Raw genomic sequence first — 19,934 nt, forward strand, 5'->3', positions numbered from 1 at the left:
TTGAACAACTCCGCGGTTTTTTTGTCTCGTATGTTAAGCAAACAGCTTATCGGTTAATCGTACTCAATTGAGTAATCCAATCTCCCAATTCCTTGGCGCTTAGTTTGTACTTCTTTTGAACGGCTTCTTTGGTACTTAACAAATGTGCCGGACTCAATACGGCCATTTCGTATTCCGCAACGACCGCCTTTTTAAATTTATTGTAATAATCCGCAGCGTTCTCTGCTGGTTTAGGTGCTTGTTTTAACGAGAGCTTCCCGTATTTTCCTAACCAAGTATTGAATTCACTTGCCGAAATATTGTATTTTTTCTGAATTTCTTCGCGTTTGCTACGCAAGTAGGCAGCATCTAAAATCAAACTTTCGTATTCTTCAATCGCTGATTGTCTGAACTTTTTAAGGAAATGCGTAGAGCTATCAATCGTATAGGTCGATTTTGAGCGTTCCACATTGTGAAGAGACAACTTCCCGTATTGGCTAATCCAAGTACTCAAATCTTTTTGATTTAAGTGGTATTTCGCTTGGATGTCTAACTGTGTTTTAGTCAAGTGCTTTGGTGCGAGTACCAACTGATCGTATTCTGCAACTACCGATTTTTTAAACTTTTCAAAATAACTCGCAGCAGAATCGTTAGCGCTAGCCGAGTTGGTAGTGCTGGCAGTAGCTGCAGGTGTTGTTGCTGTCGTTTGTTTTTGACTCGGTGCAGGAGCAGCCTCTTTTTTAGGGGCTAGCTGGTCGTCAAAATAAGCTTCACCTGATTTTTCAGCATAAGCCGTTTTAGGATCTTTGTACCACCCTTCTGACAATGCATCGTAATACTCTTTTTTGATGAAGAGTGTTTTCATTTTGTTTGAACTCGCATCCAAATTGGTCAAAGTAGCACATCCACTGATGTCTAATGACTGCAATTGGTTGTTGTTACAATACAAATCTTTTAATGCAGGTTTTTCACCGAGTAGTAAAGTACCTAGTTTGTTGTAATCACAATTGATGGCGTAAAGTTCTGGATTGTTGCTCAAATCTAAATACTCGATTTTGTTATCGCTACAATTCAAAAAGTTTAACTGTGCGTTTTTTGAAAGGTCCAATTTGGTAATGGCATTTTCAGCACAGTCTAAGCGCTTGAGATTACTAAAGTGTTCAATACCTTCTAAACTCTTGATAGGAGAGTTTACATTAGGTAGTTTTTCGTTTTTAGTTGCGTTGTTGATATTTAAATTGACGATGTACTTAATATCGCTAACTAAAATATTTCCCGTCAATCCATTGGAGTCGTATTTTAGGGCGATTAAAGCTTCTTCAAATCCAACATCAGGGATAGGAATAGTTTCCTGAGCAGTGAGTTGAAGCGTCAATAAAAATGCAGCAAGGCATGTACTAATTAATTTCATAAAAAGGGAATTTTCGGCAAAATTATAGAATTGAATGAATCTGTACAATTTATTTATTGTAGATATTCTTAAAATTATCACAATTCAATTCTCGTATCTTTGCAACGGCATTAGATTATTATGATTACACAAAATACAATTGACAAGGTTTTTGAAATTTCTCGTGTAGAAGAAGTTATTGGGGAATTTGTACAGCTGAAAAAGGCAGGATCCAATTTTAAAGGATTAAGTCCTTTTACAGATGAGAAAACGCCTTCATTTGTGGTGTCACCGGTCAAGCAAATATGGAAAGACTTTAGTACCGGAAAAGGGGGGAATGCCGTGTCTTTTTTAATGGAACACGAGCATTATACCTACCCAGAAGCTATTCGTTGGCTAGCCAAAAAATACAATATAGAAATCGAGGAAACTCAGCAGAGCGACGAGCAAAAAGAACAAATGAACGAGCGAGAAAGCATGTTCTTAGTTTCGAAATTTGCTAAAGATTATTTCCACGATGTTTTAATGAATACCCAGAGCGGTAGGGCCATAGGACTGTCTTATTTTAAAGAACGCGGGTTTCGAGAGGAAACCATTGAGAAGTTCGATTTGGGGTACTGTAAGGATGAATGGGATAATTTTACCAATGCCGCTTTAAAAAAGGGATACGATCTTAAATACCTCAAAGAAACCGGATTGACAATCGTTAAAGAGGGAGGGACTTCACTGCGTAAATTTGACCGCTTTAAAGGAAGGGTAATGTTTCCTATTCACAGTATGTCTGGACGTATTTTAGGATTCGGAGGACGTATTTTGACCAATGATAAAAAAGCGGCAAAGTATTTAAATTCACCAGAAAGCCCGATTTATCATAAGAGTAAAATTCTGTACGGACTGTATTTGGCCAAAAAGGAAATTGCAAAACAAGACAATTGTTACTTGGTAGAAGGTTATACAGATGTGATTTCTTTTCATCAAGCGGGTGTAGAAAACGTAGTGGCATCGTCCGGAACGGCCTTGACCCCCGATCAGATACGTCTTATCAATCGACTGACTAAGAATATTACCGTACTTTTTGATGGAGATGCTGCCGGAATCAGGGCTTCACTGCGAGGGATTGATTTGATTCTGGAACAGGGTATGAATGTCAAGGTAGTCTCATTTCCAGAAGGAGAAGATCCGGACAGTTTTGCGCGTGCCAATTCAAGTGCTGAACTCAAGCAATACCTAAACGACAAAGCACAAGACTTTATTGAATTTAAGGTGTCTTTGCTGATGAAGGAGGCGGAGAACGATCCTGTTAAAAAAGCTGGATTGATCCGTGATATTGTTACGAGTATCTCAAAGATTCCAGACGGAATTCAACGTGAAGTATACGTACAGGAGTGTGCGAATATCATGGATATTTCCGAACAGGTTTTAGCGAGTGAACTCGCTCAATTGCTCAACAAAGGAGCAGGGACGAGAAGAGCCAATAGTGGCAGTGCTGGTCCGCGTCCTTCCGTACAAGAACGCTTGGCTAGTAAGGGGCGCGAAGGTAAAGGAATGGAGCTCATTAAAGGAAGAGCAGGGAGCCGAGCACAACAAAAAATTGACCAAGTGAGCATCTTGGAAAAGGAGATACTCAGAATTTTATTGCTGTACGGGAATGAATTGGTCGATTTTGAAAACTGGGTAGATGCTTTTGACAAACACGGGCGTCCGATACTGGAAAAAGAAGAATATCAAAATACTGTATCTAATGAGCTATACCTCAATTTACAAGAAGATGAAATTGAGTTTTCCAACGAGTTGTTTCGTTTAACCTATTACGAAATGGTAAGTCAAATGAACCAACGTGAAAAGATTGTGGTAGATGAGCTAATTATGCACGAGAATACGGAAATAGCCAGTTTGGTGACCAACATTCTTATGGACGAGGAAAAATATACCTTGAGCAGTTGGGAGCGCAAAGAGGTATTTGTTACCGAAATAGAAAAAATACTTCCCAAATTAGTTACAGATGCTATTCTAAATTTGAGACGCGTACTCATAGAAAAGAAAATACAAGGGATAATGACAGAGATGCAATCAGGTGAAGTGGTGCCTGATTTGGAAGAAATAGGGAATTATACCGACCTAAAACGCTTACTCTTCGAAAGGCTCAATCGAGTAATATAGGAATATCCCCCTAAAAAACAGGGGGATAAGCTTAATGTATTCCTAACATAAGTTTGTTTTTTTTTTGTAATTTAGCGCACGGAAAGAACAAGAAATCAAATAAGAAATGAGAAAGTTGCTGCAATTTTGTGAGCTAATTCGGCTGATTATTTTACTCCCCTTTAAAATTTCAAACGGACAAAAAAAACGAGCCTACAAAAGAATTAAACAACAGTTAATTTCGGTTAATTTACTTTAATTCTTTAGGTATTTCGCATACGGGTATCGGAACCATTTTATGCTGATTGATTCGGTTTAAGCGGGTGTAAATAGTGAACACTTCCAATTTTCTACCGTCAAAATCGTCAGCTGTTTTTCCTTGTGCCTGCATGTCCATTGCCCATTCTAATTCATCATACGATGCGCCAATTTGGTCTTCGTCAGTTCGGCTGTCGCCAAATAATCCATCAGTAGGCTGTGCCTCTTGTATAGATTGTGGGACGTTTAAATGAGCTGCGAGCTCGTATACCTCTGATTTTACTAAATCGGCTATCGGACTTAGGTCAACACCTCCGTCTCCGTATTTGGTAAAAAATCCTACGCCAAAATCTTCTACTTTGTTTCCGGTACCTGCTACGAGTAATCCGTGAAGTCCGGCAAAGTAATACAAGGTGGTCATACGCAGTCTGGCACGTGTATTGGCGAGTGCCAAATCTACTTTTGGTGACGATGCTACCGCGGGAACTACAGTTTTAAAATCTTCAAAGGTGCTGGTTAAATTTACTTCTGCTTCGCTCACGTTAGGATAGCGTTCGCGCAATTGAGCAATGTGCTCATTAGCTCTGTTTACTTGGCTTTCCGCTTGGTGTATAGGCAGTTCAACACAGAGGGTAGGCAAGCCAGTTTCTGCACAAAGTGTGGAAGTTAAGGCACTGTCAATACCTCCAGATATTCCAACGACAAATCCGTTTACTTTTGCATTTTCAGCATAGCTCTTTAACCATTGAATAATGTGATCGGCAACTTTAGCTGTATTCATTGAATTTTGATTTTTTGAAGTTAACTAGTTTTAAAGGCTAAAACTATTTTAGTAATTTCGACGTTCTAATCTCAACTGTAAATATACTAAGTTTCATGCGAAAAATATTAGGATTCGTGGCAATTAGTCTGCTGCTAACGGCTTGTTTTAAGGAAAAGAAACCATCGATAGATGTTTCTAAAATACCCGTAACCATGAATGTGGAGCGTTTTGAAGTTGATTTTTACGGAAATCAAGAACTGGAGCTCCCAGCATTAAAGGCGAAGTATCCGAAAATGTTCCCCGCAGAGAACGATAGTGTATGGGAACGAAAGAGAACGGATAAAGACGAGTTGGAATTGTACCGTGAAACGCACAAAGTATTCAAGAAGTTTGACGATGTTGAAGCGGATCTGGTTCGCTTTTTTCAGTATGTAAAACACTACAACCCCAATTTTTTAGAACCCGAAGTATTTACTGTTATTTCTAATATCGATTATCAGCACAGAGTGATTTACAACGGTGAAGTATTGGTGATTTCTCTCGATGCTTACCTCGGTGAGGCACACGAGTTTTACGGAGATTATCCGGGGTATATTCGCCACAATAACACCAGAGAACGCATCGTGGTGGATGTTGCCAATGCACTGGTACAACAGCAGGTTCGCATAACTACGGGAAGGCGTTTTATAGAGAAGGTGGTCAACAGGGGGAAACAGCTATATGTATTGAGTCAGTACTTACCTTTTGTGGCTGAACCGGTATTACTGGGCTACAGTCCTGAAAAATTAGCATGGGCATCGGCAAATGAAGAGGAGGTTTGGCGTTATTTTGTAGGAAAAGATCTCTTGTACAGCACCGATAAAAGTTTGGATCGTCGCTTTTTGGACCTCGCTCCATTTTCTAAGTTTTACATGGCTCATGACAACGATTCACCGGGACAGATAGGAGCTTGGATAGGGCTGCAGATTGTGAACGCATTTATGGAAAATAATGACGTATCTTTGCAAGAACTAATAAAAACAAACGAAGAGCAAATTTTTGCAAAATCAAAATACAAACCGAGAAGATAATGAGCGTAGAACACACATCGAAAATTACTTTTAAAGTAGGCTTAGACGAGAATAGAATTCCAGAAGAAATTCAGTGGAGTGCTGAAGACGGTGGAATCACAGATCAATATTCAAAGGCCATCATGTTGTCTGTTTGGGATCACAAGCAAAAAGATACCCTGCGTATGGACTTGTGGACGAAGGATATGCCAGTAGATGAAATGAAACAGTTTTATCACCAAACCTTAGTATCGATGGCAAACAGCTTCGAAAGAGCCACGAACGATGAAAAAATGAGTGCTACCATGCGTGATTTCTGTGATTATTTTGCAGAGAAATTAGAACTGGTAAAAAAATAAAAAAGCTGTCTTCGGACAGCTTTTTTTTATTCGTGATTCTTTATCGTATTGATAATATACTCGTAGTCGTTAGCATTGTTGACAAAATCTAAATTCGACACATCAATGATGAGGACGTTTAAATCTTGTTGCTGTGTCTTAATGAAATTGACGTAGCCATCGTGAATTTTTTGCAAGTAGCTAGCTTCAATATTTTGCTCGTATTCACGACCGCGCTTTTTGATGTTTTGTAACAGCCTGTTGGTATTTTGGTAGAGATATACGTACAAATCTGGTTTGGTTATCTCTTTGTACATCAAATCAAACATTTTGCGATAGAGTTTGTACTCTTCTTTTTGCAAGGTGATTTGGGCAAATATCAACGACTTAAAAATGTAGTAATCTGAAACTATAAAGTTTTTAAACAGGTCAAATTGAGCTAAATCGTCTGATAGTTGTTGATACCTGTCGGCCAAAAAACTCATTTCAAGCGGAAAGGCATAGCGTTCGTTGTCTTCGTAAAACTTTGGCAAAAACGGATTGTCCGCAAAGCGTTCCAAAACAATTTTAGCATTGAACTCATCGGCCATCATATTGGTCAACGAGGTTTTTCCGGCACCGATATTCCCTTCGATAGCGATGTAATTGTACTTTTCAGTAATTGGAATAGGCCGCTGTACTACGGCGTCTATTCGTTTAATTTCTGAAGTGTCGGTACAATCGCGAAGGCAGTTTATCAACTTTGCTTTGGCAATGGGGTGCATTTTGTTGGGAGCGATGTCGGCCAAGGGAGCCAAGGCAAACTTTCGTTCCAACATTCTGGGGTGAGGTACGATGAGATTTTTCGAAAAGATGATCTCATCATCAAACAGCAATACATCGATATCGATACTTCTATCACTGTATTCTCCAGAGTTGTTACGAACCCTTCCCAGTTCTTGCTCGATGGCTAAAATAGCGGTCAAAAGAGCTTCCGGAGGGAGGTTGGTAGAAACTTTTACACAGGTATTGTAAAATGCACTGCTTTCAAATCCCCACGAAGGAGTTTCGTAAACGGGAGCTACCTGTAAAACAGCTCCAATTTTAGTAGCGATACTATTGACAGCCTGTTGAAGGTTGTCGAGCTTATCTCCTTGATTGGTCCCTAAGGATAGATATGTAATTCGTTGTATTTTCATTTGTAGAGTGCAAAGAAAAATAAAACCAAATCAATTAGCGAATAAAAAAAATAAAATTTTTAAAAATAAAAGTAGGGTAATCTTTTTTTGAATTGTTTTACTAATGAATTTCTTAATAGAGTAAGGTTTTTTGCTAAGATTCTAATTGGGGAATTAGATCTTATAATTCACAAAAATCTCTTAATTTAAAAAGGCTACCAATTTTGGTAGCCTTTTTTAGTTTTTATTGTTTGCTTTCAGATTTCTCTGTCTGCTTTTTTTCCGGTCTTGGTTTTTTCTCAGCTCTAGGAGGTCTTGGTAACAATGCCTTTCTAGAAACTTTCTCTTTTCTCGTTTTCGGATCCACACCGAAGTATTTAACGTCGAGTAGGTCACCGAGTTTTACAACGTCTTCTACGTTGTTAGTACGCTCCCAAGCCAATTCAGAAATGTGTAATAATACCTCATTACCTGGAGCCTCTTGATACTCAACTACAGCACCAAATTCTAAAATCTTAACGACTTTTACTTCGTAAACACTTCCTCTTTCTGGTTTGAATGTAATTGCTTGAATTCTAGCTAATACCTTGTCAATTCCTTCTTGGTTGGTTCCTAAAATTTCAACGATTCCTTCTTCCGTAGTTTCGTCTTCGTTGATAACAATCGTAGTTTCAGATTCTTTTTGTAATTCTTGGATGTGTTTTCCACCAGGTCCGATAACGGCTCCGATGTATTCACCAGGAATACGTACTGTAACCATCTTAGGTGCATGCGCTTTTACATCTGCGTTTGGTTGCTCAATCGTATCTACTAATTTTTGTAAGATGTGTAAACGACCTTCGCGTGCTTGCTTAAGTGCTTTTACTAAGATTTCGTATGATAAACCTTTGATTTTAATGTCCATCTGACAAGCGGTGATTCCGTCTGCAGTACCTGTAACTTTAAAGTCCATATCTCCTAAGTGATCTTCATCTCCTAAGATATCTGATAATACAGCGTAGCGATCTCCGTCAGAAATTAATCCCATAGCGATTCCTGATACAGGCTTCTTCATTTGAACTCCAGCATCCATCAAGGCCATGGTTCCTGAACACACAGTTGCCATAGAAGAAGAACCGTTTGATTCTAATACTTCAGATACAACACGTACTGTATAAGGACAATCTTCAGGAATCATCTTTTTCAACGCGCGTTGTGCTAAGTTTCCGTGTCCGATTTCACGACGAGACGTTCCTCTTAATGGACGTGCCTCACCCGTTGAAAATGGAGGGAAGTTATAGTGTAAGTAAAAGCGCTCTTCGTCTTGAATTGTAGGTGAATCAATCATGTTAGCATCACGAGAAGTACCTAAGGTAACCGTTGCTAATGCTTGTGTTTCCCCACGTGTAAAGATCGATGAACCGTGAGTTCTCGGTAAATAATCAACTTCACACCAAATTGGACGAATATCGGTAGTTGTTCTACCGTCTAAACGCAATCCTTCGTTTAACGTTAAATCGCGAACCGCAGCTTTGTGCGCTCTGCTAAAGTATTTGGAGATTAAATCTCCTTTTTCTTCTAATTCTTCTTCGCTAAAGGTGGCTAAGATTTCTTCTTTTACCAAAGAAAACGCTTCTCCACGTTCTTGTTTAGAAGTCCCTCTTTTAGCGATTTCGTAACACTTTTGGTAAGCAGCTTCGTTAATTTGTGCCTCAAGTGCTTCGTCAGAAGCTTCTCCTTCGTACTCTCTAGTTTCTTTTTTACCAACAGCTTCTGCTAGGGCTATCTGAGCTTCACACTGTACTTTAATAGCTTCGTGAGCTACTTTGATAGCATCTGCCATCTCTTCTTCTGAAACTTCTTCCATTTCACCTTCTACCATGGCAACGAAATCTTTAGAAGCTCCTACCATAAGGTCGATATCTGCTTCTTTAAGTTGTTCGTAATTTGGGTTTACGATGAACTCTCCGTTTACACGTGCTACGCGCACTTCTGAAATCGGAGCTTCGAAAGGAATGTCTGATAATTGAATAGCAGTAGAAGCCGCTAAACCAGCTAAAGCGTCTGGCATCACGTTTTCGTCATGCGACATTAATTGGATCATTACCTGTGTTTCAGCGTGGTAATCTTTAGGGAATAAAGGACGCAATACACGGTCAACTAAACGCATGGTTAAGATTTCTTCATTACTCGGACGCGCTTCACGCTTCATAAATCCTCCAGGGTAACGTCCTGAGGCAGCAAATTTCTCTCTGTAATCTACTGTTAAAGGTAAAAAGTCAATGTCTGGATTAGAGGTTCTTGCCGACACTACAGTCGCCAATAACATCGTATCTCCCATTCTAACAACAACAGAACCGTCTGCTTGTTTTGCTAATTTTCCAGTTTCTAATGTAATGGTTCTTCCATCTCCAAGTTCGATAACTTGGCTAAATACTTTTGGAATCATAAATGTTTTTTCTAAAATTCTTTAAATCGTTTTTTGTTGTTGTGTTGTGTGTTTGTTGTTGTTTCAATGGAAGTATAAATACTTTTTAAATTGCTGAAAATAAACAACAGCTAGGTTAAAAGTACTGAAATTTATTGAATAATGAACAATAAAAAAGAGGCAGGTAAGCCCTGCCTCTTTTTGTAAGGTTATTTTCTAATACCTAATTCTTTGATAATCGCACGATATCTGTTGATTTCTTTCTTCTTTAAGTAATCTAATAAGCTTCTACGCTTACCTACCATCTTTACTAATGAACGCTCAGTGTTGAAATCCTTACGGTTTCTTTTCAAGTGCTCCGTTAAGTGGTTGATTCTAAATGTGAACAAAGCGATTTGTCCTTCTGCAGTACCGGTATCGTTGTTTCCTTTACCGTGTTTTGCGAAAATTTCTTGTTTTACTTCTTTAGTCAAATACATGCCAATATTGTTTAAATGATTCTTATGTACTCAATGTTTTTTCATTGAAGGTGCAAATGTACAATTATTTTTTTTATTTCTCTTTGGAAACTGCCTATTTCAAAGGTTTTTCTCGAAGAAGTTATTGACAATTTGTTAATAGCGTAGCGGGGTTGCTAGCGTTTACTTGCGAGGGATCTTTGTTTTGGAGTTGTATTAAGGAAATTTTAACGCAGGGCTGCTTACAATAATAAAGTAAATAAAAGGTTATTAGAGTATCAAATTGCCTTAATTTAACAAACGGGGAATTTATTTTTTAGGGGAAAAAGAAAGCCAGCGAAGTGCTGGCTTTTTTATTTAGGCTCTTATCGGTTGATTTTGAATCAAATCAATGTATAGGTTTACTTGTTTTTTCAAGTCTTTACGCTCGTAAATAGCGTCTAAGAATCCGTGTTCTAATACAAATTCAGAACGTTGGAAACCTTCTGGTAATTCTTTTCCTGTAGTGTCTTTAACAACACGTGGACCAGCAAAAGCAATCAAGGCGTTTGGCTCTGCAATATTAATATCTCCTAACATGGCAAATGAAGCGGTAGTTCCTCCTGTAGTAGGATCAGTACACAATGAAATGTACGGAACTTTAGCATCTGCTAACTGCGCGAGCTTTGCAGAGGTCTTTACCAATTGCATGAGTGATAAAGAAGCTTCCATCATACGTGCACCTCCCGATTTTGAAATCATCAAGAAAGGCAGTTCTTTTTCGATGGCGAAATCGATAGCACGGGCTATTTTTTCACCAACAACGCTTCCCATAGATCCACCGATAAAGGCAAAATCCATAGAGGCAATAACGATATCTTTTCCTTGAGATTTACCAACAGCTGTACGTACAGCATCTTTTAATCCCGTTTTCTTTTGAGCGTCTTTTAAGCGCTCAGGGTATTTTTTGGTATCCTTGAAGTTTAATGGATCTTCTGCTGTTAAATTCGGATTTAACTCTTCAAATTCATTATTGTCAAAGAACAGTTCAAAGTACTCGTTACTTCCAATACGTACGTGGTAGCCATCTTCAGGACTTACGTATAAGTTCTTCTTTAATTCGTCTGTGTCAATTATCTTCCCACTTGGGGTTTTGTACCACAAGCCTTTGGGCGTGTCTTTCTTCTCCTCAGTTGGGGTGTGAATTCCTTTGTCTTTACGTTTAAACCAAGCCATAATAATGCTCTTTAGTTATTTGTTATAGTATTTGGTTTTCTTTCTCTTTTAGCTGGTCAAGATACAAAAATCTTTTATAACGTATTTACGTTATTTAAATCTTCAAAAGCTTGCTTTAATCTCGCTTTAAAAGTTTGCTCTCCTTCACGTAACCATTTACGAGGGTCGTAATATTTCTTGTTAGGAACATCGTCTCCTTCTGGGTTACCAATTTGTGATTGCAAATATGCAGATTTTTCTTTCATATAATCACGTACTCCTTCAGTAAATGCATATTGAAGGTCCGTATCGATGTTCATTTTGATAACACCGTAACCGATAGCTTCGCGAATTTCTTCAAGGGTAGACCCTGATCCTCCGTGGAATACGAAGTCGATAGTGTTTTCAGCAACTTGGTATTTCTCGGTGATAAATTCTTGAGAATTTTTTAAGATTTTTGGTGTTAATTTTACATTCCCTGGCTTGTATACCCCGTGAACGTTTCCAAAAGCAGCCGCAATAGTGAACTGATCACTCACTTGCATTAACTCTTCGTAAGCAAAGGCTACCTCTTCAGGTTGTGTGTATAATTTAGAGCTGTCAACATCCGTATTGTCTACTCCGTCTTCTTCTCCTCCAGTAATTCCTAATTCTATTTCTAAGGTCATTCCCATTTTACTCATACGCGCTAAGTATTCTTTACAAATCGCGATGTTTTCTTCTAATGGCTCCTCACTTAAATCAATCATGTGAGAGCTGTATAAGGGCTTTCCTGTTTCTTTAAAGTGTTGTTCACTTGCATCTAATAAACCGTCAATCCAAGGAAGTAATTTTTTTGCAGCGTGGTCGGTGTGTAAAATTACTGGAATACCATAGGCTTCCGCCATTAAGTGAATGTGCTTCGCTCCAGCAACAGCACCAGCAATCGCCGCTTTTTGATCTTCGTTTGACAAGCCTTTTCCAGCGTTGAACTGAGCTCCTCCGTTTGAGAATTGAATGATAACAGGTGAATTGAGCTCTTTAGCAGTTTCTAGTACCGTATTAATAGTGTTTGAGCCTACTACGTTTACAGCAGGTAGTGCAAAACTTTTCTCTTTTGCAAGTTTAAAAATTTCTTGTACTTCTCTACCAGTGGCAACTCCAGCTTTAATCATCAGTATATTATTTTAGTTATGATTGTTATTCAAAAGCAAATCTACACTTTTTTAACCAAGGATGATGATTTTTTTACTACAACGTTTTATTAGAATGGGTAGTTGATTCCGATGTTGAGCACTGACTTTGAAAAACCGAAGTTGCTAAACCAGCGTTGGTTGGACGGTAAATACGGTTCGTGCATTTTGAATCCTAAATCTAAACGAGCGACCAAAAATTTGAAGTCGTAACGCATTCCAAAACCACCGCCAACAGCGAGGTCTTTTACAGAGCTAAACCCTTTAAATCGCGCATCTTCTTCCTGAATTTTTCCGAGGTCCCAAATGTTTCCGGCATCGACGAACAAAGCCCCTTTGAGCGCTCCTAAAACATCGAATCGGTATTCAAAACTCGTCAAGAATTTTAAACTTCCAATATTGTATTCCAATACCGGTGGACGTGTACCAGGACCTAGGTCGTAGGTTCTCCAAGCGCGAATGTCGTTACTACCTCCAGCAAAATAACTTCTGTTAAAGGGAATACCAGAGTTGTTGTAGGTGAAAATGGCACCTAGAAACGTTCGGTGAGCTAACAGTGAGTTTTCGCTTAAACGCCAGTATTTTTTGTATTCAATATCGGTTTTGAAGTACTGAGCTACCGGTATTTTAAATACGGTAGGTTGCTTAAAATCGTCAACCTGATTGCTCAGTAAGCCCATGACGTTTCCAGAGTTGGCAACGCGAATTTTGAAGAATGAAAAGCTTTGATCTTTGATTCCTTGTTGGTTGTTAAAGGTAAAACTATAGGCAATTTCAGGGATTAAGAAATCCGAGGTAATAATTTGAAAACGGTTAAAACTATTAAAAGTTTGTAAGTAGGCTTGTGGGTAAGCGGCTCCAAAGGCACCGTCATCGAGCATGGCCTCTATGCGATTTTTAATATTGTTGAATTCCGAAATTTGATTGGCAGGAAGTCCATTTCCAGATTGCTTTATGGCTGCTGCGTTGAGTTTGTCGTATTCGGAACGGTAAATTAAAAAGTAGTTTTCGGTGTTTAAGTTTCGAATATATTGAGCATTTAACAATTCGAGCTGTATGGTTTTGCGCTTGTCAAATTGCCATTTGTAGTCGATTCCCACCGAAATATTTTGCTTGTCGAGACCTATGTTTTTCTGAATATTGATACCTCCGTAAAATTTCGTTCTCGGAAACATGCGTTTCGGAACAAATTTATGCAGTCCAAAAGGTGCCATAAACCTTGGGATTTCCAAAGAAATATCACCTCCGAGTTCCCAACCTGGACCGTTGTTGGAATTAAAGTACGATCCTAAAACGGAAAATTTGAAGATTTCGGCCCCTTTAAAGGTGTTTCGGTTAATCAATGAGAACTTTCCAGAAATATCGAAGTTTCGGATGTTGGAACGCGAGAGTTCTGTGTCAAAACCAAGCGTGTATTTTTCAATGGGTGAGAGCAGTATCGTGGCCTCTAGTTCATGGTCGTTGAGCTCTCGGAAACGTATGGAGGTCGATTTAAAGTTTTTAAGCCCGCGCAAATGCGTTCGCGTAAGCTTACGCAAGGTGTCACTGTATATTGAATTCGGTTTCATAAACAGCGATTGCGCTAAGTATTTAGGATTGTATTTGAGTTTTTTATGCGCCCAAAAATGAATACCTTGATAGTTTGTAGAGTCTTTAAACCCCTCGTCTTTCATGCTGTACGAATAATCCGTAACCACGTGAATGTCTTTGATTGTTTGTACCTTGTATGGCTGCGCAACATAATCACCGTTCTGTTCTACGATGCGATCAGAAATAACGAGTTCGACATTGGTTTTGGCGGCAGCCGTATCAGCGATGTAGAAATCGATACTGTTATTTTTGTCAAAGTGATAAATACCGTTGTTCCTAAATAATTTTGTCAGCCTGTTGGCCTCGTCAATAAAGTTTTGATCTTTGTATTGATCGTTTGCTTTTAGAAAACTCGCAAGTTTGGTGGTTTTGTATATAGAATCGAGAACGGGCGATTTAATTTCTCGGGTGATGGTATCGAGCATTAGCGGTGCTCCCTTTTGAATGTAATAGGTGATTTTACCTCTTCGAGTTCCTATTGAGTCTTTTTCTGCACGCAGTTTGGCCTTAAAATACCCTTCGTTTTGAAAGTAAGTTTTCAGGTTTAAGAGCGTTGCTCTCGTTTTTTTATCCTGAATAATTACCGGTGCTTGGCCACTTTTTAAAAACCAATTGTTAAAACTAATTGCCGACTTGGCCACAGAAATACTCTGCTTCTCTGAAAAAAGGCCTTTAAAAAAATTATAGGTTCTCGGGTGCTTTTTACCCCAAGCACTGGGAGTTTGTGGTCCTTCTGGATTACCGATGTTGTAAAAATGCAAGGAGAGCGGTAAACCAAAAGTTTTGGCATTCGGACGCTGCAGGAGCAATTCGTTGATTTCCAAATCAGAGGTCTTAACACTGTCTACAATTACTGTGTTTTTGGTAAGTAAAAGCTCGTTTTTCTTAACGTATTTAATCGTGTTACACGAACTTAGTACAAGGAATAAGATACAATAAGTAGAAAGTTTTTTCATTAACTTTGCGGCGCGAATTTAAGTACCAAAAATACTACTTTTTTGGTGGTTTAGGTTGTTAAAAATTATTTAATGAGTTTATCCAAAAACAATACCAAACTAATAACTAGTTTACAGCAAAAAAAGTATAGGCAAAAGCACAATTTGTTTGTAGCAGAAGGAATTAAAGTAGTTCAAGAACTCTTGAATTCTAGTTTAAATTGCCGAGCATTGTACACTACTGATGCAGATTTAGAATGGGCCTCAAACATTGCAGTAAGCTTGATTAGCGAAGCGGATTTAAAAAAAGTAAGCAGTTTAAAGTCGCCAAACAAAGTATTGGCATTGTTTGAAATTCCGGAAGCGCCTACCTCAGTGTCAAACGATTTGACCGTAGTGTTGGACGGCATCAACGATCCGGGGAATTTAGGAACCATTATTCGTCTTTGCGATTGGTTTGGTGTGGGGCAGTTGCTCTGCTCTAAGAATACCGTAGACTGTTATAATTCAAAAGTGATTCAGGCTACGATGGGTTCTATAACGCGGGTAAACATTCAATATACCGACTTAGTTTCGTTTTTAGAAAGTACGGCACAGCCGGTTTATATTGCAGATATGGACGGAACAAACGTGTATACTGCTGAATTGCCTACAAACGGTGTTTTGGTGATGGGGAATGAAGCCAACGGGGTATCGGATGCGGTGCGAACCTGTGTTGACCGCGTTTTGAGTATACCGCGTTTTGGTAGTCTACAAAAAACAGAAAGTTTAAATGTAGCTACCGCCACGGCTATTTTATTAAGTGAATTTAGAAGAGGGTTAAAATAACCCGTTAATCTGAGCATCGATTTTATCGATGATGTATCCTAAGTCTTCTTGGTTTTCAACAAAATCTAACTCATCTACTTCAATGATGAGTAATTTTCCTTTGTTGTAACCACTAATCCACGCTTCGTATCGTTCGTTTAAGCGACTCAAGTAGTCAATGCTAATAGAGTTTTCGTACTCTCTGCCTCTTTTGTGGATTTGCCCTACCAAGGTAGAGATATCCGCACGCAAATAGATGAGTAAATCAGGTGGGGTTACTAAGTTTTCCATGAGTTCAAACAACGAGGAATAGTTGCTAAAGTCTCTGTTGGTCATCAAGCCCATGGCGTGTAAGTTGGGCGCAAAAATATGCGCATCTTCATAAATAGTACGGTCTTGGATAATTTTTTTACCCGATTGGCGTAATTCTAAAATCTGACGAAATCTGCTATTGAGGAAGTATACCTGTAAATTAAATGACCAACGTTCCATTTCACCGTAAAAATCATCGAGATACGGATTTTCATCGACAGCTTCAAAGTGAGGCTCCCATTGATAGTGTTTGGCTAATAATTTTGTTAAAGTGGTTTTTCCCGCTCCTATATTTCCGGCAATAGCTACGTGCATAATTTGTGAATTTCAGGGCGTAAAATTACATAAAAAAATAAATTAAGAAAGCAGTTTAACAAATCAATTTATACCCGTAACCTCGAATGTTTAAAATTTGGATATCAGGATCGACTTGTAATTTTTTGCGCAGCTTTGAGATAAATACATCCATACTACGGGCATTGAAGAAGTCGTCGTTACCCCAAAGTTTTTGTAAGATAAAGGAACGGTCGAGGATCTCATTTTTTTTCTGGCTCAAATGGAATAGTAAGGCCGCTTCTCGATGCGTGAGTAAAATAGAGGTTCCATCAATTTCTAATGTTTGCTTAGGATAGTCAAAAGCAAAAGCTCCTATGGCAATATTGCTGTGATCATTTTTTATTTTTACACGATCGAGCAAGGCGTGAATTCTAACAATTAACTCTTCCATAGAAAACGGTTTTTTGAGGTAGTCATTACCTCCGTGCTGAAAGCCTTCCAAGACATCTTTTGTTTGCGATTTGGCAGTCAAAAATATGATGGGGATTTGTGCGTCATGGGCGCGAATTTCTCGTGCGAGTGTAAAACCGTCTTTTTTCGGCATCATAACGTCCAGTACCAGTACTTCGGGTTGCTTTTCAGTATACAATTGCCAAGCTTCTTCTCCGTCCACAGCGTGAAATACTTCAAAGTCTCTCGTTTCTAAACTTTCTTTCACTATGTGCCCTAAGCTGGGTTCATCTTCGGCGAGTAAGAGGGTTATTTTTGAACTCATAAGTTTATTTTAAAGGTGGTTTGTTGCGGGTTGGAGGTCAAGCTCAGGGTACCGCCGTGTTTCTCTACGATTTTTTTGGTGTAATACAGACCGATACCAAAGCCTTTTACGTCGTGAGTATTTCCTTTGGGAACACGATAAAATTTGTCAAAAATTCGTTCTTGCTGGTGTTTGTCGATTCCTGAACCGTTGTCTACCACAGAGATTTCGACCTGTGATAAAACTTGGTGTAAGTGCACTTCTATTTGATTTCCCCCGTACTTTACGGCATTGTCAATGAGGTTTGACAAGGCGTTTTCAAAGTGAAAGGCATCTAAATTTGTCTGGTAGGTATCGCTGTTTGTGGTGAATTTAATCGATTTTTCACGGCTGATTAATACGTGTTTTTGAACGGTTTTTTCTGCCAGCTCTACCAAGTCTGTAGGTTCCTTTTTTAAGAGTAATTTTTCGCTGTCGAGCGTAGCTGTTTCTAGTAACTTTTCGACCATTTGATGTAGCTTTTTCAATTGAACAGCTGAGAGTGCCAAAAACTTTTTCGTTTTTTCCTTATCGTCAATGATGTTGAACTGATCGATAGCTTCAATAGCTGTGGATACTGTGGTGATTGGCGTTTTAAATTCGTGGGTAATATTGCTGATCAGGTCATTTTTAATTTCAGCGAGTTCTTTTTGTTGATTGATAACCCTGAGGAGGTAAAACAGGCTGGCGATAATGGCTAAGGAAAAAGCCAAGGAGAGTAAGATGCCTGTCGAACTCCTTTTTAAAGCTTCTTTTGTGGGGTTAACAGCAAAGAGAGCGATGGTTTCGTCAGGTTTTAAATAGGTAGACCTTGCCGTCGTTTGAATCGGATAGACTTTGGTACTGTCTTTAGCACCGATATAAATTTGTTTTTCACCTTTGTGGTGTTCTAGGTAATAGTCACTGGCGATTCCTTTTTTGCGCAATTCATTTTGGAGTAAGCTATCGAGCTTTTGGTGATTGATAGTTTCATTTTTAATAGAAATGTAAACTGTTTGTAGTCCTTTGATAAATTTTAAACTGTCGACAGATTTTTGACCCGAATATACACGGATTTCCGAAACCTTTTCAGGAGCGATTTCCAAGTGGTGCTCTAAATCGGTATGAACAGGTAATTTTTTACTGAGGGTACGTGCTTCCTTGACTATGGAGTCGAAAAAAACGCTGTCCATTTTTTGAAAGTCATCGTCAGAACTGGCTCCAAATTCTATCGCGGAAACTTCGAATTTTTTCTTTTTGTTACCCAGTTTTTTGGGAATGATGTCGTCTTTTATGGTAGCCATGATACTGTCAAACACGGTTTGTCGTTTATCACTGGAAACTCTTGATTTGGGTTCGACTATGGCAAAGAAGTTCTCTTTGGTTAAACTGGCAAAATACTCCTCTATCGATTTGTTTAAGCTCTCTTGAATTTCCGTGACAACGTATTGTTTGTTTTGTTGGTAATTCTTGAAATTCCAATACAGTTGTACCCCGATAGTGACGAGTATCGTGGCACTTATAAAGTACAATATCCAGTTAAAGCGGCTGCGTTTCATAGTACAAAGATACTAGCTTATTGGAAAGAAAAAGAATCGGTTAACACTCGTTAACACTACTTAACGCAAAAGTAGGGAAGTTCGCAGCACCTTTGTCTCAGAAATCAAAAAACCAATCATTATGAAAGCAATGTTGTACATGACTTTTTTATTAATAACACTGGGGCTGACGGCTCAGAATTCTGGGGCTTCCGCAACCATTAAGGAGCACAAGGTATCGGCTTTGACTTTTAGTGTAACGAGCCCAGAGGAATTTAAAACGGTAAACTGGAAGGATGTTTATGAGATTTTTGAAGGAGCAAAAGCCGATGATAAACTGTGTTTAGGGTTTGAAATTCGCCTTCCTGAAGATCCAGAGAAAAAGATTAGCAAAGCGAATTTTGGAATTCGCATTGAAGACACGGCAGCTAACTTAGAAAAGATGATTGCTAAAGGTCAAAAGAGCGTAAAACAACTGATAAAAATGGCTACAAATTTTAAAAACTATATAGATGAAAACTAAAGTATTATTAGGACTCCTTTTTTTGAGTATTGGAGTATTTGCACAAGATTTTCGAGGAAAAGCGGTGTACAAAACTCACCGTAAAATTGATTTTAAATTAGGGGATAAGCAAGGAGGAGAGAACAGTGCGTTGCAAAAGCAGTTAAAGGCACAGCTGATGCGTCAGTTCCAAAAGACATTTACATTGAATTTTACTAAAAACGAGTCTACCTATAAGGAAAACAAAGCACTTTCGTCACCACAGCAGCAGATGGGAGGTATGCAAATCCAGATCATGGGTAATGGCGGAGGTAATGATGTACTGTACAAGAACATTAAGGAAAAACGTTATGCTAATAAAACAGAAATCAGTGGTAAGCGATTTTTGATCAAAGACGATTTGCCGAACTACGGATGGGAAATGACAGGAGAAACGAAGAATATTGGAAAGTATACCTGTTACAAAGCAACTAGAAAACGAACGGAAACGAGAAGGACTATAGCCTTTGGTGACGGAGATAAGGACGGTGACAAAGAAGAAATAATCACTATTGAAACCGTTGCTTGGTATACTCCAGAAATTCCAGTGAGTAACGGTCCGGAGAGTTTTTGGGGGTTACCGGGGTTAATTTTAGAAATTCAAGATGGGAAACAAACGATAGTGTGTACAGAAATTGTTTTAAATCCTAAAGAAACCATCGAAATCAAAGAACCTAGAAAAGGAAAGAAGGTCAGTCAAAAAAAGTTTGAGACAATCATGGAAGAACATACTAAAGACATGATGGAGCGATTTAAGAATAGAAGGAGATCCAATGATGGAAACTCGGTACACATTGAAATTCAAGGATAATTTTCTAACCGATTAAACCTTTGGAGCTTACAAGAGTCTTACTTCCAA

17 protein-coding genes are annotated in these 19,934 nt (G+C 38.7%); 6 read left to right on the plus strand and 11 right to left on the minus strand.

Going from position 1 to position 19,934, the window contains the following annotated elements:
- Window positions 1-46: 46 nt before the first annotated feature.
- Window positions 47-1,390: a leucine-rich repeat domain-containing protein gene (locus tag ACKTS5_RS04390; RefSeq protein ID WP_408042628.1), complete on the minus strand. Its 1,344-nt coding sequence runs from the start codon at window positions 1,388-1,390 to the stop codon at window positions 47-49.
- Between the two features lie 120 nt (window positions 1,391-1,510).
- Here ACKTS5_RS04390 and dnaG point away from each other — a divergent pair, with 120 nt between their 5' ends.
- Window positions 1,511-3,529 carry a DNA primase gene (dnaG, locus tag ACKTS5_RS04395; protein ID WP_408042629.1) on the plus strand — a complete coding sequence of 673 codons (2,019 nt, stop codon included), beginning with the start codon at window positions 1,511-1,513 and terminating at the stop codon, window positions 3,527-3,529.
- A gap of 229 nt (window positions 3,530-3,758) precedes the next feature.
- Here the strand turns inward: dnaG and nadE are convergent, their stop codons facing one another.
- Window positions 3,759-4,547: an NAD(+) synthase gene (gene nadE, locus ACKTS5_RS04400; RefSeq protein WP_408042630.1), complete on the minus strand. Its 789-nt coding sequence runs from the start codon at window positions 4,545-4,547 to the stop codon at window positions 3,759-3,761.
- Between the two features lie 95 nt (window positions 4,548-4,642).
- Between nadE and gldB the strand changes: the two genes are divergently transcribed.
- Window positions 4,643-5,599, plus strand: coding sequence for a gliding motility lipoprotein GldB (gene gldB, locus ACKTS5_RS04405; RefSeq protein WP_408042631.1), 957 nt, complete (start codon window positions 4,643-4,645; stop codon window positions 5,597-5,599).
- Window positions 5,599-5,937 (plus strand): gliding motility protein GldC, encoded by a 339-nt coding sequence (gldC, locus tag ACKTS5_RS04410; protein ID WP_408042632.1) that lies wholly within the window; start codon window positions 5,599-5,601, stop codon window positions 5,935-5,937. Before gldB ends, gldC begins: the two co-directional genes overlap by 1 nt.
- A 26-nt stretch (window positions 5,938-5,963) precedes the next feature.
- Here the strand turns inward: gldC and folK are convergent, their stop codons facing one another.
- The 6 genes from folK to tamL form a co-directional block, all read right to left on the minus strand.
- Window positions 5,964-7,094, minus strand: a complete 1,131-nt coding sequence (gene folK, locus ACKTS5_RS04415) for a 2-amino-4-hydroxy-6-hydroxymethyldihydropteridine diphosphokinase (protein WP_408042633.1) — start codon at window positions 7,092-7,094, stop codon at window positions 5,964-5,966.
- A 223-nt stretch (window positions 7,095-7,317) separates the two neighbouring features.
- Window positions 7,318-9,501, minus strand: a complete 2,184-nt coding sequence (locus tag ACKTS5_RS04420) for a polyribonucleotide nucleotidyltransferase (RefSeq protein WP_408042634.1) — start codon at window positions 9,499-9,501, stop codon at window positions 7,318-7,320.
- 188 nt (window positions 9,502-9,689) lie between these two features.
- Window positions 9,690-9,959 (minus strand): 30S ribosomal protein S15, encoded by a 270-nt coding sequence (rpsO, locus tag ACKTS5_RS04425; protein WP_408042635.1) that lies wholly within the window; start codon window positions 9,957-9,959, stop codon window positions 9,690-9,692.
- A 336-nt stretch (window positions 9,960-10,295) separates the two neighbouring features.
- Window positions 10,296-11,153, minus strand: coding sequence for an acetyl-CoA carboxylase, carboxyltransferase subunit beta (gene accD / locus ACKTS5_RS04430; protein WP_408042636.1), 858 nt, complete (start codon window positions 11,151-11,153; stop codon window positions 10,296-10,298).
- Window positions 11,154-11,227: 74 nt separating this feature from the next.
- Window positions 11,228-12,286 (minus strand): class II fructose-bisphosphate aldolase, encoded by a 1,059-nt coding sequence (gene fbaA, locus ACKTS5_RS04435; RefSeq protein WP_408042637.1) that lies wholly within the window; start codon window positions 12,284-12,286, stop codon window positions 11,228-11,230.
- 89 nt (window positions 12,287-12,375) lie between these two features.
- Window positions 12,376-14,850: a translocation and assembly module lipoprotein TamL gene (tamL, locus tag ACKTS5_RS04440; RefSeq protein ID WP_408042638.1), complete on the minus strand. Its 2,475-nt coding sequence runs from the start codon at window positions 14,848-14,850 to the stop codon at window positions 12,376-12,378.
- 72 nt (window positions 14,851-14,922) lie between these two features.
- On the opposite strand from tamL, the gene ACKTS5_RS04445 reads away from it, so the two are divergent.
- Window positions 14,923-15,657, plus strand: coding sequence for a TrmH family RNA methyltransferase (locus ACKTS5_RS04445; protein WP_408042639.1), 735 nt, complete (start codon window positions 14,923-14,925; stop codon window positions 15,655-15,657).
- On the opposite strand, the gene ACKTS5_RS04450 is transcribed toward ACKTS5_RS04445, so the two are convergent.
- The 3 genes from ACKTS5_RS04450 to ACKTS5_RS04460 are packed head-to-tail and all read right to left on the minus strand — an operon-like array spanning window position 15,649 to window position 18,555.
- Window positions 15,649-16,263, minus strand: a complete 615-nt coding sequence (locus ACKTS5_RS04450) for a deoxynucleoside kinase (RefSeq protein WP_408042640.1) — start codon at window positions 16,261-16,263, stop codon at window positions 15,649-15,651. The genes ACKTS5_RS04445 and ACKTS5_RS04450 overlap by 9 nt on opposite strands.
- Before the next feature lie 55 nt (window positions 16,264-16,318).
- On the minus strand, window positions 16,319-16,999 hold the full coding sequence (locus ACKTS5_RS04455) for a response regulator transcription factor (RefSeq protein ID WP_408042641.1): 681 nt from the start codon (window positions 16,997-16,999) through the stop codon (window positions 16,319-16,321).
- Window positions 16,996-18,555: a sensor histidine kinase gene (locus ACKTS5_RS04460; RefSeq protein WP_408042642.1), complete on the minus strand. Its 1,560-nt coding sequence runs from the start codon at window positions 18,553-18,555 to the stop codon at window positions 16,996-16,998. The genes ACKTS5_RS04455 and ACKTS5_RS04460 overlap by 4 nt, the downstream gene beginning before the upstream one ends.
- 121 nt (window positions 18,556-18,676) lie before the next feature.
- Between ACKTS5_RS04460 and ACKTS5_RS04465 the strand changes: the two genes are divergently transcribed.
- Together ACKTS5_RS04465 and ACKTS5_RS04470 are read left to right on the plus strand one after the other, a co-directional pair.
- On the plus strand, window positions 18,677-19,057 hold the full coding sequence (locus tag ACKTS5_RS04465; RefSeq protein WP_408042643.1) for a hypothetical protein: 381 nt from the start codon (window positions 18,677-18,679) through the stop codon (window positions 19,055-19,057).
- The gene (locus tag ACKTS5_RS04470) at window positions 19,047-19,886 is read left to right on the plus strand and encodes a GLPGLI family protein (RefSeq protein ID WP_408042644.1); all 840 of its coding nucleotides are present in this window, start codon (window positions 19,047-19,049) and stop codon (window positions 19,884-19,886) included. The genes ACKTS5_RS04465 and ACKTS5_RS04470 overlap by 11 nt, the downstream gene beginning before the upstream one ends.
- Window positions 19,887-19,934 lie beyond the last annotated feature (48 nt).

The sequence above is a fragment of the Tenacibaculum litopenaei genome, from assembly GCF_964514025.1.
In the GTDB taxonomy this organism is placed as follows: domain Bacteria; phylum Bacteroidota; class Bacteroidia; order Flavobacteriales; family Flavobacteriaceae; genus Polaribacter; species Polaribacter litopenaei.